Below are 15,352 nucleotides of genomic sequence, written 5' to 3'. Positions count from 1 at the left end.
GGTAGCTTTTGCCATGCATTAACAATTGATAAAATCGGTATTTTTCAAGAGAATTTCCGAAGTCTACTAAGCGAAACATTGGTTATCCCTAAATAGGAGGCAATCATGGGGTGAGGAATGCGATTTTCGAGCATAATGAAATCTTTCCTAAACTGGTCCAAACGTTCTTTAGCGGTCCAAGAGGCCATTCTTATTTCTTTTTGGACTTTATTTCCTAATTCTTGGCGCATTACAGCATTACCAAATTCTCTAACCTCAATATTTTCTATCATTAACGCTTCAAAAGCACTGGCGTCCATTCTGGCAAAAACACAATCAGTCAATGCTTCGCCATATAACAAAGATTTTCCATTTTGAGTTCGTATTACGCAAGGAGGCAGAGTCGTATTTTCCTCAAAAAATGAGAGTGTAATTTCTTCCCCATCAGTATTCAACACAAAAGTACGTGCTATTCCTTTCAACAGAATATACTCAGATTGGTCATTTTGATTCGGCTTAAAAATGACACTTCCACCAGCAAAAGTCTTTTCTACACATAAAGCACTAAAGGCAATAAGTGCCTTTTGAGTCAACTTATGGCCGTATGTCGTAATAGATTTGTTTAACCGCTGCGCTTCCATGGCCCTTAAAATAAAAATAATTTATAAGAATGAAGGCTTAAGCTAAGTTCTATTAAATTAGACTTTAATTAGGTCGATAAGTCTTATGGATTTAGCTTTGAAAAAAAGATAAAGCTTTTGCTTCTTACAAAACCTTTATACCCAACCAGAATACCCTTGTAATGAAAAAGCTAAAAACGTACTTTAACTGGAGCTCAGGTAAAGATGCCTCGTTGGCACTGTATCATCTTCAACAAGATAGCAATCATAACATAGACCTGTTGGTTACCTCTATAAACACACACCACAATCGTGTTTCTATGCATGGGCTAAGACGGGAGTTATTACTAAAGCAAATCCAAGAAATTGAACTTCCGGTTACCACAATTGAACTTCCCGAGGAACCTACAATGGAAGTGTATCATACCCAAATGGGACGGGTTCAAACCAAATTACAATCCGAAGGTTACTCTCATTGTGGTTTTGGTGATATTTTTTTAGAAGACCTTAGAATCTATAGAGAAGAGCACCTAAAAAAATATAACATTGAGTGTTGCTTTCCACTTTGGAAAAGGGACACCAAAGAACTCATAGAGGAGTTTTTAGATTTAGGCTTCAAGGCCATTGTAATCTGTATAAAATCAGATGTATTGGATGCTTCTTTTGTTGGAAGAGAAGTTGATGAAAGTTTCATTAACGATTTACCGGACAATGTTGATCCTTGCGGTGAAAACGGAGAATTTCACACTTTCTGCTATGATGGGCCTATCTTCAAAAACCCTATAAAATTTAGGATAGGCGAGAAGGTTTTCAGAGCTTATAAAAATCCCCAAAAAGACAATGAACAAGACACTGAGACTATCGGTTTCTGGTTTTGCGACCTATTACCAGTTGATAAATAGGGTTTTATAGCGTTAGAGCTATTTTATTTTATTCGATATTTCTCCAAAGTAGCATTCATATCCATCATAAATTGGGCGCCTTTAATTAAATCTTCCAAATGATCAAGAATAGATTCATCTACTTTTAAACAAATATCTATTAACGGGTTGGAGCACCAAATCTTATTACAGAAATCCCCACCACAATCGGCACAGGTACATGGCTCATATGATTTTTTAACAATACTCAAAAGGTGATTAAGGTCTTCTCTAGACAGAAAAATACCCACAGTATCCACAATCAGCTGCATTTCGCAAAAATAACTGGTATTCTTAGGCATTTTATATATGGATCCATAACCATTTTGATATAGTAATTCCATTTCTTTCTGTTTTGGCAATTCATAATGACAATAGGCTGCTTGACTTATTTCTGAACTATATGCAAACTGTTTAAAAAAAACCGGACACACTTTACTATGCCCGGTCCCAAACTAACTCAAACAAATTTTTAGTGAGGTTTTATTGTAGAAGCTCGTATTCAAAAGCTGGATAACCCCTAACACCACTTTCGTTTACCAGTGCGGTAAACTTTAGTTTGTAACGGTTACCATCATTATCCTTAACAACAAAGAACACATCTTCTTTTAACGAAGGCAAGGTATCCGGTCCTCCCCCATTTCTCCAATTGCTACCTATTACCCTTTGATCATCATCAAAAGCTTGATCATCAATATCCGAAGCGGAAAAACCATCATAGGCTTTGGTTTCCGTAGTAACCATATAGGCCATAACACCTCCCTTACTGTTTGTAGAAACAAAATCAGAATAGCCATATGAGCCAAAACCTTCAATTTCATTGGTGAAAACTGTAAAGTTCAAATCCCATTTTTCCTTTTCAGGTTCTACGTTCACAATAGCTTCTGAGGTAAGACTAACAAATTGAAAATTAAATGCTGGATCTTTAGAAACACTTATTTCTTTATGAGCAACCTCATCAAGACCTGCATACTGTAGTGTATAACCCGTATCATTCCTTAGGATTCTAATTTTCATCCATCCCCTAGCATCACCAGAAGTGTTTACCGCTCCTGCTTGTGGTTCTTCCGTGCCTACTTCAGCACCCATATTTACCAAGTATACTTTGTTATCCGTCTCGGCAACAGCTATTTCTTGAATTGCGGTTCCGCTAATTTCTCCATTGGGCGCATCTATAAATTCGGTATTTGCAGCATCAAAAGTTCCCACAGCCACACTCTCCTGAAGATCGACAACCTGTTCTGCCGTTACCTCATCAATATCAGTTTCATCCAATTCGGCTACCGCCATATAGAGAGAACCGTTAATGGCCACCCTGAAATCATCGCCATTATAAAAAGCTAGGTCCCATGTTTCACGATTTATACTGGTTTGGTTTTGTCCACTTAAATCAATATACACTTGGTTAGGTTCATTTGGCCCACCAACTTCTGGGGCAAAGTTCCCGCCAAGAGCAGCCGTTTCTTCAAAAGCCACTTGGGTTGCGGTTGTTCCGTTAGCCATACCGTTGGCTACGTTAACCGTACTTATTTCAAAATCTATGCTCTTTTGGGTTCCTTCTACGGCATCTTTTAATTTTTTAAAAACAAAGGAAGCGCTTTGGGCCCCGCTTGCCACCTCAATAGTTATAACGCCGTTTACGGCAGCGGGAACGGTAACAAAATCTTCATCTTCGCCATAAGCAGCATTGGAACCGGTAAAAGACACTTCTACGGAACCAACCTCTGGTGCTACGGTAGAAAAAACCAAGTTTATATTTTTCTCATCTTCAGTAGCTCCAAAGCTTACGGAAGGATTCTCAAAAGCAACAACAAAATCTTCTTGTATAACTTCTCCGTCATCTGAGCTACAGGAAGAAATCAATAAAAGAAATAAAAAGAGGGATGATAATTTAAAGGTAGTTTTCATAAGTATTCTAATTAGAAATTAAGGTTGTATAAAAGTTTTAAAAAATATGATCGTCCGTAACCTAGCAACAATCCGTTGGATGGACTGGAATGTACACCTCCGCCACCAACGGTTACCGTATTTACCCTAGTAATATTCAGTAAGTTTCGTGCACCTAACGTTACCTGAAACTTATTATCCATGAAGGATTTTTTTAGGGTGGCATCTAGCCAACTATATTGGTCTTGCTCATCTTTGAGAAAGATTACATCTCCATCTGAATTCTGATTTTGAACAAATTGATATTGCTTACCCGTGAATTTGTAGTATGCTGAAAAAACGGTATTCCATTTTGGTATTCTGTACGACAGGTTACCATTTAACTGTAAGGAGTATAGGTAATCATCATTAAAATCCACTTCACTTTCCAAGGTTTTGGACTGGCCGGAAAAAGAAACACCTGCGCTTATTTGCAAATTATCATAGGACGTAGTATTGGTATAGGAAAGACCCCAAGTTTTATAACTATCAATATTGTTATATTGATAAGCCAATGGGTTGGTATTAACAATTGTCAACTCTATTCTATCATCTACGGAGAGATACCAAGCTGATAATTTGTTCTTTAACGACCATTTATCATTTGCCGTCCAAAAATCCTTTTTGAGATGTAAAAATGCGGAGTATCCCCGTTCCGGGTTAAGGTCTTCATTCCCTCGCATATCATGGTTAATGTCTACGAAATACGTAAACAGTTCATTATAATTGGGACTTCTAGGAGAGGTACCCAATACCGCTCTCAACTGGTACCCATTATCAAAAAGATATCTAGAACTTAACGAGAGTGCCGTTTGTGGGTCAAATTTTGAAGAAAAAAGCGTCCGAACGCCAGGTCGTACAGACCACTTTTCATTTAAGTTATATTCTGCAGAAGTAAATACGTCGTAGGATTCTAAACGCCGGTTTATATGATCCGCCTCAAAATCTCCAGCCAAGGAAGAAGAATAACCATCAATGATACTTACCTCATACCCTAACTGATAACTAGACCAATTATTCGAAAATAAATTATTAAGTGTACCACGCGAATAGAACCCTTTTCTAGACTCATACTCAAACTCATCATCATCAAATTTCTCTTGGGTTTTAATACGGTAATTATAGGTTTCTACGTTGCGTTTCTGTTGTTGATACGAGAACGAAGCATCGTAAGTAGTCTTTTCACTAATATTTCCCGAGAAGTTTAAATGATGATTGAAACGTTTTGATATAAAAATCTCATCAGAAGCGGTGGGATTGGTCGTTTGAGTTGCTGAATTTAAGTTGGTACGCACAAGAGAATCGTACCGTGACACCTCTTCATCAAAATACTCAAATCGGTAAAATGCATTGAGCTTATTGCCATTATAGCGCAGAAGTCCCTTGGCGTTGTTCTGCAACTTAGGTAACCACTCATAACCACGCTTACCATCATTCAATTCATAGTTCTGTCCTTCCCTTCTCCCAAAATGACCAGCAAAATCATTGCGAGTGTATGTACCGTTTACATACCATTTCTCAGCAATATTGTGTCCTACCTTTAATGATTGTATATGTCTACCTTCATCAAAAAGCCCATATTCGTTACCAACCGTTTCCTCCTGAACATAAGGACTGATCTGCCATTTGTATTTAGAAGATTTCTTAGTTATTATATTTATTATACCGGATACCGCATTAGAACCATACTGTACTCCCATGGAGCCTTCAACAATCTCAACCTGTTCTACATCATCTAAATTCAACTGGGTCAGATCTGTATTATTACCAAGCCCTTCATCATTGATCAAAGGAACGTTGTCTATCAAAATTTTAAAATACTGCGAATCCAAACCAAAAAGTTGAACACCGCTCTTTCCGCTAGATGGGTTTGGAATAATATTTATGTTCAAGGTCTGGTTAAGAACATCGGCCAAATTGTTTGCCGCCAAATTATCGATAACCTCCCTGGAAATCACTTTTACTTGAAAAACCGACTTATCTACACTTTGTTTATTGTATTGACCGGTAACCACTACCTCTTCTAATTTAGTAGTTGCGGTTGAGTCGCGTTGCTCTTCTTGGGCATTTGTAACAACACATACAAATGAAAATAAGAATGGGGCCAATAGGCGAAAAGACATGAATATTGTTTAGACTGATTCTTAATAGAACGCAAATATATATTTTATTTTTAATCAGTCTAAATAAAATTTATATTTTTACAGCCGAAACAATAGACCACTAATAACATTTGTAAGATGAAAAAATCACTCTTTTTACTCCTTTTAACCTCTACCATTAGTTTTCCTGGAATTGCACAGAAAAACAAACAAAAGCAAGATGCCGAAGCCATAAAAAAAATGTGCGGTTGCTTTGAGGTGACCTTCAATTTTGCCGAAACTTTTAATTACACCAACGACTCCCTTTACAAACCATCAAAAACTAAAGTGGACAAAGGGTTGGAATGGGCGCAGTTGGTAACGAACAAAGCCGATCAAGTTACCATACAGCACATTTTACAAGTAGGAAACCCTGCTGAGCCCATGATTATAAAGCATTGGCGACAAGATTGGCTGTTCGAAAACCAAGACCTTTATCTATACAATGCAGATAACAACTGGACGTATAAAAACAAAACCAACGAAGAAGTTGATGGACAATGGACCCAAAAAGTATATCAAGTAGATGACAGCCCTAGGTATGAGGGTACAGCAACATGGGTTCATGTAGATGGAAAAAGTTACTGGGAAAACACCACTCCCGCTCCTCTTCCAAGAAGAGAATATACCACTAGAGGCGATTACAATCTGACCATGCGAGGAAACAGACAAGAAATTACGGATTATGGTTGGGTTCACGACCAGGATAATGATAAAATTTTACGTAAAGAGGGCAACGATGATGTGCTCATAGCCAAAGAAAAAGGATACAACACCTATGTAAAAGTAGATGACTCTCGCTGTGCAGCTGCTGCTGCTTGGTGGAAAGAAAATGCTGAAAAATGGAAATTAGTACGTTCAAAATGGGATAAAGTATTTGACCGTAAAACAGACTTACACCTTGCTGAAAAAGTGGATAACAAAGTACTTTACAAGTATCTTTTTGATGATGAAATAGTCAAGAAGAAGGAAATAGAAGAGATAATCGAGTCTTTTGTAACTACAGATGCTAAATGAAAAAGCAATATAAAATTGCAATAGTCTTTACACTATGTTTTCTGGGGTTGGTAAGTTTTATCAACCCTACAGAAACCATTAGCTACAAATGCATGATCCAACTAACCAATTATACGGGTGAAGGCGCATACATTGTGGTCTCTATACTTGACACGAATGAGGAATACCAAGAAACCCTATACGTACAAGGAGATGACAATGAATGGTATCGTGATATTGAAGAATGGTGGAAAAACGTTTATGGTATAAGAAGACCAAATGTTGATGCTATTGTGGGTGAAACCGTTACCGGAGGACAACGTAAAATGACGGTCTTAAAAATACCCGTAGATAAAATTGATGCCGGTTATAAAATTCGGTTTGAGTCAGCAGTCGAAGATAATGAATACTTTGAAAGTGATGTAGAATTTGAGTTAACCACAGAGAATTTAATGTCAAAAAAAGAAGGTAAAGGCTATATTCGTTACGTTCGTATGCTGCCGCAATAAACCTGAGCATTCTTTTATTGAACTCTACAGGTTTTTTATGCGCTTGCCCTCGTGATGTTTTTGATAGTGTGACAAGCCCAATAAAAATATATAAAAGAGTATTTACGGTTGTATTACATAGAGTCCAATACATCATTCACCTTGAATGCCAACGCACCTCCTCGTTCACCAAACTTCTTTTGAATTCCTATATTTAATCCATAGAATTCCTCTAAAACTGTCGTACCGGTGAAACTAACTATAGACGGACTATTATAGTTGATATTAAATTCCGAAGTCAGATTTTTTGCCATCGTAAACGATTGGGTATGATTGATATTGAATGTGTTTTGTTCAAATCTAAATTTTGTGCCCTCTAACGTATCCGAGCAAATGAAACAAATGGTTTAAAAAAGCATCAACATAAATTAGCTAATTTTTATTAATAAAATCAAGAACAATTTTGTTGAATTCAACGGGGTTTTCATACGCTAACCCATGTGAAGAATTTGATAATATAACAAATTCACTATGGCCTATGCAAGAATGAAGTTCTTCTAATATGGCTGTTAAAACCTCTGGTGATTTATCACCTTTCATTAATAACACTGGCATTTTTATTGTTTTAATATCATCACATGCAAGAGGAGGAAGAAGATTCTTTCTAGTAACAGAAGCTCTTAGTTCTAGGATATTATCTAGCATTAAGTCCTTTTCTTTCTGGGCTGCTTTTGAGAAATACAGACTATCTTCCAAAACACCTCCAATAAATATTTCTACCGCTTTTTCATCATTCTTTTTCGCAAATTCCTCTCCTGCAGGAATCAATACATTGCCTACAAAATCATTTAATAACTCCTCACCTTTAGGAATATTCTGCAATAGTGACATAATCGGTGGTTCTCGAAGGGTTAAACTTTGTAATAATTCAGGATGCTCCAAAGCTGTCACTAAAGATGTAAAAGCACCAAAAGAATGGCCTACAAGATGTACAGGTCCAAGATTAAGTTCTTGAATAAACGTTGTAAGATCCTTTGAATGCGCAGTAACCGAAAAATCGGCTGAATCGTTTAACACTTGTTTATTTGGATAAGCAAAACGGCGACTATACGCTATAACTCTATGGTTTTTAGCAAAGGCGTACATCTGTGCTTCCCACACCCGATAATCACCAACTGTACCATGAACAAATACAACGGGTTCTCCTTTACCTATATCCAAATAGTTTAAACTACTACCATTGATCAAAACGGTTTTTAGTTCGGTCTTATCTGGATCCGGAACACTGTTCTGCTTTTCTGGTTTCTTCTCTTTGCAGGAGATAAAACAAATTAGCATTACCAATAAACCCATACGTAATGGTCGTATAAAACTGATGCTTTTTTTGCTCGTGTGGTCATGACTATTCTATTTTAATATTGTGAGAAGTGTTTTAGTACATTTAGATTTAACGAACATTAATTTTTTACCAGAAAATCAACAATTGTCTCCGTAAAGAGCTCTCCCAATATTGTTTCTTTTTGTGGAACAGCATGGCCCAAATTGGGTACGATCCATAAGGATGATTCAGGAATTGCATTATATAACCCCACGGCAATATCAACAGGTATAATTGGGTCTTGGTCCCCATTTATAATTAAAGTGGGGCAATTTATTGTGGAAAGGTATGGTGCCGTAAAATTCATGTCCGTATATGAATCTGCCATTTGATTGTAATATTTCAACAGAAGTCTTATTTGATCTTCACCTCCAGGTTGAACCGCTTTCATATATGTTATCCAGTCAGGTCTATCTGAAGCTACAGTTTCATAGGATTTACTTGCTAACCATTCTCTTGTTTCTTTGGGTAAATGGGGTGTTGAACCCAATAAAATTAGAGATTGAATACGGGTGGTATCCATTGTTGCCATGTGCAGCAGCGCCATAGCTCCACCACTAAAACCCATAGCCGAGAATTTATCAACTTTCAGTTTATCAAGAAGACCATAGAAATCTACCGCTGCAGCTTTAAATGTAAATGAATCGGCTGTGGTCGTAGATTGCCCATGCCCTCTAGTATCCACTGTAATGACCATATTATTCTCACTTAATTCATCTACCCATGGAGACCACATATCATGGGTCATAGTATGACCATGTAACAAAAGAATTGCATCGCCCTCTCCCTTGATTTCGTAATACAATTTTATATCATTTACTTCTGCAAAATTATCCTCTTGAGCTAGTAGCCCTTGCATTACTACTATTGATAATATGAATAAAATCAGCTTTTTCATTTTAGTAGAATTTATAGGTTAAATTTTATATTAACTTACTGAAAATCAATCTCTACACGAACTGAACAGATAAATGGTTATATAGTTGATAGCACCCAGAACATATTGGACCCAATGATAAAAATGATATTCCTTTTATTAAGAAACTTTTCCCTTAAGGCTTAGTTAATACGAAGGTTTTTTTTAGCAACTTTTTGAAAATCTCAGTAAACCTCATAGCCTTTTACGGTAAATACAATAGTTCTTAAAACCCTTTAGAGACTATCAATTCACCCTTTGTCTTTCCTCTTCGGAACCGGTACCCCTTTGACGAGCAGATTTAAGTTTACGATTCCCAAAGCTGTTGGAGTACGTCAATAAAAAAGTACGATTAAAGAAATCAAACGTATTGGTCGTATTTAGGTTCTGCTCTGGTATATCTGTCTTTACCGTATATTTCATAGAGTCCAATACATCGTTCACCTTGAATGCCAACGTACCTCCTCGTTCACCAAACTTCTTTTGAATTCCTATATTTAAACCATAAAATTCCTCTAAAACTGCCGTTCCGGTAAAACTAATTATAGACGGACTATTATAGTTGATATTAAATTCCGAAGTCAGATTTTTTGCCATCGTAAACGATTGGGTATGATTGATATTGAATGTGTTTTGTTCAAATTTAAATTTTGTACCCTCTAACGTATTGCCAATTTTGGTGTTCAAGTAGGTGAAATTATTTTGTATTTTCCACCAATTAGTCAATGTTACCGGAAGCCCCAGAGTCAAAGAAAAGATTTTGGTCTCATCTAAGTTTGATGCACCAAAAATTAGACGTTCACTCATTTCGTCAAATCGAGATTGGAATCTTGAAATTGTTCCATCCTCTACTGAGTATTGTGTTGACACTATCAAAGATTGATAATTGACATCAAATTTAACAGCATTAGAAATAGCGGGCTGAACAGCAGGATTACCAGCAAAAAAGGTCGTTGGGTCAACAAAAATAACGAAGGGAGCCATGTCATTGAACGTTGGCCTTGTTATACGTCGTGAGTAGGAAAAGTTAAAACTTAAGGTATCATTTAATTTGTGTGAGATATACGCCGTTGGAAACAATTCACCAAACGACCTATCTACCACTTTACCCCGTTTATCAGAAATGAGCTCAGAATTGGTATGTTCATAACGCAGCCCCAATTGCAAGCTAGTCTTCTCGTGTATTTTATAATCAATGCTACTGTATCCCGCCAGTATTTGCTCCTTTAGACTGCTGATTTCCGTAAGCTCAGCATCCTCTATAAAATTAGCCCCTTGAAACGTGCCAACGGTTACATCATTATTAAAATTACTAAACGCTCCTTTTAACCCAATATCCAGTTTAATTTTATCCGAACTATGAGCACGATAATCAACCTTACCTACCTTAATATCAATTGGAGTTATTTTATCGCTTTCTGTAAGCTCCTCCCTTAAAAAATCATTGTTTCCATCAAAAAAACGGTTGGTATACATTGTAGGGTTTTCAATATCATACTTTAGGTAATCCACATCTAAACTTAGATACTTCTTGTCTTTAAAATTGTGTTTCAGGTTAAAATTCAAACCCAAATGCTGAATTTGATTTCGCTCTAACAATAACAATTCTACAAATGAACTTGGCATACCCGCTTCAGTTTCAGAACTACCATTGGTTGCATCCATGGTCCATTTGTTATCATTGGCCCAAAACAACAGCCCCAAAATAGTATTACCAGATACTTGATAATCCAAGCCTGTCCGAATACTATGGTTTCGTTGTATAGGCTCACGGTCCGAAATGGTATACACATGTATTGGTATATCATCCGCATCTATAAAATCACGGTCAAATTCAAACAACTGCCCTTGTGAATCCCTTAAAAAAGAATACGTACCGAAGAAATTAATCTTATCTTTTCTATAGTTGAAATTAATATTGTCTGATGTAACAGTACCATTTCCTACACCAAAAGACAATGCGTATGATCCGTTAAGACCGGCATCTGTCTGTTCTTTTAATACTATATTGATGAAACCGGCATTACCTTCTGCGTCAAAACTTGCCGGTGGCGTGGTAATGAGTTCTATAGTCTCTATATTACCCGCATTCATTCCTTCCAATAGAGATATAACAGCAGCTGCAGGCATGTAACTTTGTTTGCCATTAATCATAACTACCACCCCACTTTTACCTATCAATGCAATAGAACTGTTTTGCCTATCTACCAGTACTCCCGGTGACCGTTCTAGAATCTCTAGCGCAGAAGAGCCTGTTGATAAAATACTACTAGCCACATTTATAACCGTACGGTCAATTTTTTGAACGTACAGGTTTTTTTTTGATGCCACTATCACTTCATCCAACTCCACACCTTCAGATAGTAAAAGTGGAGACAAGGTTAATTCTTTTGTTCCTTCAAAATTAAACTCCTCAGTAGCGGTAGTTTTAAAACCAACCATGCTTGCCGATATTACATACCGGCCTTTTAATATGTTTTCAATCGAGAAAGAACCATTCTCATTTGAGATAGCCCCCTTTACAAATGAGGAATCACTAGCTTTTAATAACAATATGTTGGCGTAGGAAATAGGCTGGCCCGTTTCCGTTTGTACCTTTCCTGAGATAGTTTCTTGACTATAAGAAAACAACACGCCCAATAATAAAAAACAAATAATGGGAATTCCCCTGTTTAATAGTTTCATCACGCCTTAATTAAGCTATTCAACAATTCATTAGGGGGAACCTATGGAAATGTAACATAGGCAAACAATTAAAAATATAAAAAACCCAAAACCACATCAATTCAGTTGTATGGATGGTATACTATTCTGTATACTTCGTTTTCGCTTTAATATTTTCTCCTTTATCCGCAGACTACTAAAGAACAACAAACGATAGTATTCCCCTTAACTACAGGTTTATCCCCTCTACATCTCACCCTTCATTCAAAGGCGAGTGGTGTTCATGAATAATTTTCCAGCCATCATTGGTTTTTAAGAACAGTAATGATGTTTGCTCATTGACTACCACCAAATCCTCCCCAAATTTCAAATGAAAATCAGAATGAAAAGTTACGTTGGCCACCTCGCCATACACCGCTATTTTTAAATCTTGAGCATCAGACTTTATTACTTCAGTTACGGCCCCAAAAACATTACGCTCGTAAACTTCGTTTGCTTCATCCCCATTTCTAGGTTCTCCATTTTTAAACTCGGTAAATTAGGGTCCATAAGCATGATATGAGATGAGCTTATCCATATCTCCGTCTCTAAGACTTTGTTCTATTCCGGCGAATACGCCCTTAATTTCTTCTTGTTCTGCAGAGAATTCATCCTCAAGTAAACTTGTATTATCAACTACTCCATTGTCATCATCTTTTGCATCGCATTTAATAAAAGACATTCCAAATAAAAGAATCACTGCGTACACTGTTGCTGTTTTAATAACTTCTAAAGTTTTAGTGGTTTATAATTTTATACTTCAAAAAGATGAAGGCGACAATTAAACCACACTTAACATGCATGTTGCAGACTTATTAATTTTTAGTACCATGTTCAACTTATAATGCAAAACCTTTAAAAATTGATGAAAGGACACCAAAAAATCTTCTATTCATAAGAAAATCATATCATGAACCTGATACTTAAAAAATCTGACTTTCCAATAAAGATCTTTATATCAGGAACCGTTTCTAATTACTTATCAAGAGCCTAACTTGTTGTCTGGTTTTAGACATTTCTTATTTTGAACTTATCTAGGCTTCAGATCTAAATCGATTCCCAACATGCCCTTGGCCATAATTTCACGGGCAAAATAGGTGTTAGCGGGATGAATTTTGGCCAAACGGGCATCGCGATACAAGCGTTCAAAACCAACCTTATGGATGAGTCCGGCACCGCCCATAATGTCCATTGCCTTATCGGCCAAACGCATTGAGCCTTCGGCTGCATGACATTTGGCAGCTACAATCTTCACACCCCAGGCACCCCCATAATCCTTACCTTCGGCATATTCTCGTACAATGGTATCTAAATGCGGACCGATGCTTTCTACTTCCAATACCATATCGGCTACATCGCGCTGTATTCCTCCATGATAAGCCATAGAGGGCCGGCCCATGGAAATAGATTTCTTTTGGGGTAATTTTTCCAGTACGGTATTCAAGATTCGTTGAGCCAAACCATAATAAACGTTGGCGAAACCGAAGTTGGCCCAGGCAAAAACGCCCAGAATAAACCCATCGATACCAGCAAAACCTGGAGCCACTTGTCTTGCTATATATTTATCCGGTATAAAGACGCCGTTTAATATTGTATCATCGGAACGAGTGGCCCGCATGCCGAGCACATTGTCCCAAGTCTCTTTAATTTCATAGTTATCCGTTTCACGGGGCATAAAGACGTGTATGACCTTTGGATTGTCAGGGTCGCTATTGTCTTGCCCATGAAGCCCGAGGTAATCCCAAACAGGAGTAAGACTACCGAACATTTTATGGCCCGTAAGTTTGTAACCCCCTTCAACTTTCTCCGCTTCGCATGTAGAATAGAGCACCGGGGAGTCATTGCCCGACTCGCCATGCCCAGCAGCAAAAATCTTGCCTTTACCAGCTTCCTCCAGCACCCATTGCAGTGAGGTGTCACCCGAGCGATAGAGGTCTGCGACGAGACCTGTCCAGTAAATATGCATATTGAGGCCCAACGCCGTTGCCGCCGCGTGATAGGCAAGTTTTCGAGTGAGTTGTTCAACCTCGTCAATCAACATTCCATACCCCCCAAATTCTTCGGGAACGGCAATGAGCAGATACCCAGCTTCTTTAAGTTCATCAAAATCTTCCTGAAAAAATAGATTATTAGCATCATAATACGCCGCTCGGTCTCGGCAATTTTGAAAAATGACTTCTAATTTTTCTAGTAAGGTTTCTTTCTTGTTTGTCTGTGTCTCTATCATGATTCCTTTTTTAACTGTTATTTAAATGGATATATAAGTCTTGAGTCATGTGACCTTGAAAATTTCACTTTTACTAAATCACTAATTAAAAACAAAAAAAGGGGAGTTTTGAGCATGGACAGCGGGTTGTACAGCCATACATCGCGTTTCATTAAAATTACCTATCAAACGTATTTTGCCATGTAAGTTTTGGTTCAAATGATAATACATATGTGTCATTTGGGTAAACCCGCATCCCATACAACTAGAGTTGGTTACCTACTTCTTTACAAAAAATACTTATGGCCATTATGAGCACAAACCAGCCGAAACTTCTCTTTAGTCTTTCGCACTTTACAAAAGATGATAGGTAGACTCCCAAAAATATCCCGGCAATAGAAATCAAGGTAAATACTGATAGGAATGTCCAATTGATTTCTAGGTTACCTAAATCACCTGAAAACCCAATCAATGATTTTAGGGCGATTATAAACAGTGACGTTGCCACCGCTTTTTTCATGGGGAGTTTTACAAGTAATACCAAAACCGGAATGATTAAAAATCCGCCGCCTATACCAACTATTCCAGTCAAGACACCAATGATAACTCCTCCTCCTACCATCAAAGGGTAATTATACAGCGTCATTATTTTATCCTCAACGGCACGCTCTTTCTTAAATATCATTGACAATGATGCCACCAACATTAATATGGCAAAAAGTAACATAATACTCATATTTCTAGTCAGCACAACACCGCCTACCGAAATCAGTTTTTCCGGAATTATTGGAACTATAAATCTTCTAGCGATATATACTGCTACAAATGCAGGAATGGCAAAAACCAAAGCTATCTTAAAATCTATCAAACCCTTTTTGAAATTTTTTACTGCTCCTACCGAGGCAGAAGTACCCACCACAAATAACGAATACGTGGTTGTTGCAACGGGACTGATATGAAATAAATAGGTGAAAATGGGAACAGCCATAATGGACCCACCACCTCCCATCAGCCCCAATACAACACCAATGGCCAAAGCCGCCAAATATCCCAAAATATGGATGGTTTCCATGCTCAGC

The 15,352-nt window shown here is 37.4% G+C and carries 14 protein-coding genes and 1 pseudogene; 3 read left to right on the top strand and 12 right to left on the bottom strand.

Annotated features, from left to right (window positions below; all coding sequences use genetic code 11):
- Positions 1-44 precede the first annotated feature (44 nt).
- Positions 45-620, bottom strand: a complete 576-nt coding sequence (locus P0077_RS11430) for a Crp/Fnr family transcriptional regulator (RefSeq protein ID WP_276165382.1) — start codon at positions 618-620, stop codon at positions 45-47.
- Positions 621-781: 161 nt separating this feature from the next.
- On the opposite strand from P0077_RS11430, the gene P0077_RS11425 reads away from it, so the two are divergent.
- Positions 782-1,501, top strand: a complete 720-nt coding sequence (locus P0077_RS11425) for an adenine nucleotide alpha hydrolase (RefSeq protein ID WP_276165381.1) — start codon at positions 782-784, stop codon at positions 1,499-1,501.
- Positions 1,502-1,524: 23 nt separating this feature from the next.
- On the opposite strand, the gene P0077_RS11420 is transcribed toward P0077_RS11425, so the two are convergent.
- The 3 genes from P0077_RS11420 to P0077_RS11410 all read right to left on the bottom strand — a co-directional run bounded on the left by P0077_RS11420 (position 1,525) and on the right by P0077_RS11410 (position 5,568).
- On the bottom strand, positions 1,525-1,863 hold the full coding sequence (locus P0077_RS11420; RefSeq protein WP_276165380.1) for a hypothetical protein: 339 nt from the start codon (positions 1,861-1,863) through the stop codon (positions 1,525-1,527).
- 139 nt (positions 1,864-2,002) lie between these two features.
- Positions 2,003-3,427 (bottom strand): HmuY family protein, encoded by a 1,425-nt coding sequence (locus P0077_RS11415; RefSeq protein WP_276165379.1) that lies wholly within the window; start codon positions 3,425-3,427, stop codon positions 2,003-2,005.
- A gap of 11 nt (positions 3,428-3,438) precedes the next feature.
- Positions 3,439-5,568 carry a TonB-dependent receptor plug domain-containing protein gene (locus tag P0077_RS11410; protein ID WP_276165378.1) on the bottom strand — a complete coding sequence of 710 codons (2,130 nt, stop codon included), beginning with the start codon at positions 5,566-5,568 and terminating at the stop codon, positions 3,439-3,441.
- Positions 5,569-5,685: 117 nt separating this feature from the next.
- Between P0077_RS11410 and P0077_RS11405 the strand changes: the two genes are divergently transcribed.
- Complete coding sequence (locus P0077_RS11405) at positions 5,686-6,603, top strand: DUF6607 family protein (protein ID WP_276165377.1); 918 nt, start codon at positions 5,686-5,688, stop codon at positions 6,601-6,603.
- Positions 6,600-7,091, top strand: a complete 492-nt coding sequence (locus tag P0077_RS11400) for a DUF2271 domain-containing protein (protein WP_276165376.1) — start codon at positions 6,600-6,602, stop codon at positions 7,089-7,091. The genes P0077_RS11405 and P0077_RS11400 overlap by 4 nt, the downstream gene beginning before the upstream one ends.
- A 113-nt stretch (positions 7,092-7,204) precedes the next feature.
- Here the strand turns inward: P0077_RS11400 and P0077_RS11395 are convergent, their stop codons facing one another.
- The 8 genes and pseudogenes from P0077_RS11395 to P0077_RS11360 all read right to left on the bottom strand — a co-directional run bounded on the left by P0077_RS11395 (position 7,205) and on the right by P0077_RS11360 (position 15,345).
- Positions 7,205-7,465: an outer membrane beta-barrel protein gene (locus P0077_RS11395; RefSeq protein WP_276169195.1), complete on the bottom strand. Its 261-nt coding sequence runs from the start codon at positions 7,463-7,465 to the stop codon at positions 7,205-7,207.
- A gap of 37 nt (positions 7,466-7,502) precedes the next feature.
- Entirely contained in the window at positions 7,503-8,423 is a 921-nt protein-coding gene (locus P0077_RS11390; protein ID WP_276165375.1) for an alpha/beta fold hydrolase, read from the bottom strand.
- 104 nt (positions 8,424-8,527) lie between these two features.
- Positions 8,528-9,346 (bottom strand): alpha/beta fold hydrolase, encoded by an 819-nt coding sequence (locus P0077_RS11385; RefSeq protein ID WP_276165374.1) that lies wholly within the window; start codon positions 9,344-9,346, stop codon positions 8,528-8,530.
- Positions 9,347-9,610: 264 nt separating this feature from the next.
- Positions 9,611-12,049 (bottom strand): TonB-dependent receptor, encoded by a 2,439-nt coding sequence (locus P0077_RS11380; RefSeq protein ID WP_276165373.1) that lies wholly within the window; start codon positions 12,047-12,049, stop codon positions 9,611-9,613.
- 232 nt (positions 12,050-12,281) lie between these two features.
- Positions 12,282-12,494: pseudogene (locus P0077_RS11375) on the bottom strand (nuclear transport factor 2 family protein); the annotation flags it as partial.
- Between the two features lie 72 nt (positions 12,495-12,566).
- Complete coding sequence (locus P0077_RS11370; RefSeq protein WP_276165372.1) at positions 12,567-12,776, bottom strand: hypothetical protein; 210 nt, start codon at positions 12,774-12,776, stop codon at positions 12,567-12,569.
- A gap of 321 nt (positions 12,777-13,097) precedes the next feature.
- Positions 13,098-14,294 (bottom strand): acyl-CoA dehydrogenase family protein, encoded by a 1,197-nt coding sequence (locus tag P0077_RS11365; protein WP_276165371.1) that lies wholly within the window; start codon positions 14,292-14,294, stop codon positions 13,098-13,100.
- A gap of 244 nt (positions 14,295-14,538) precedes the next feature.
- On the bottom strand, positions 14,539-15,345 hold the full coding sequence (locus tag P0077_RS11360) for a sulfite exporter TauE/SafE family protein (RefSeq protein ID WP_276165370.1): 807 nt from the start codon (positions 15,343-15,345) through the stop codon (positions 14,539-14,541).
- Positions 15,346-15,352 lie beyond the last annotated feature (7 nt).

The sequence above is a fragment of the Zobellia alginiliquefaciens genome, from assembly GCF_029323795.1.
GTDB lineage: Bacteria > Bacteroidota > Bacteroidia > Flavobacteriales > Flavobacteriaceae > Zobellia > Zobellia alginiliquefaciens.
This window is presented reverse-complemented; position numbering and strand designations above follow the sequence as displayed.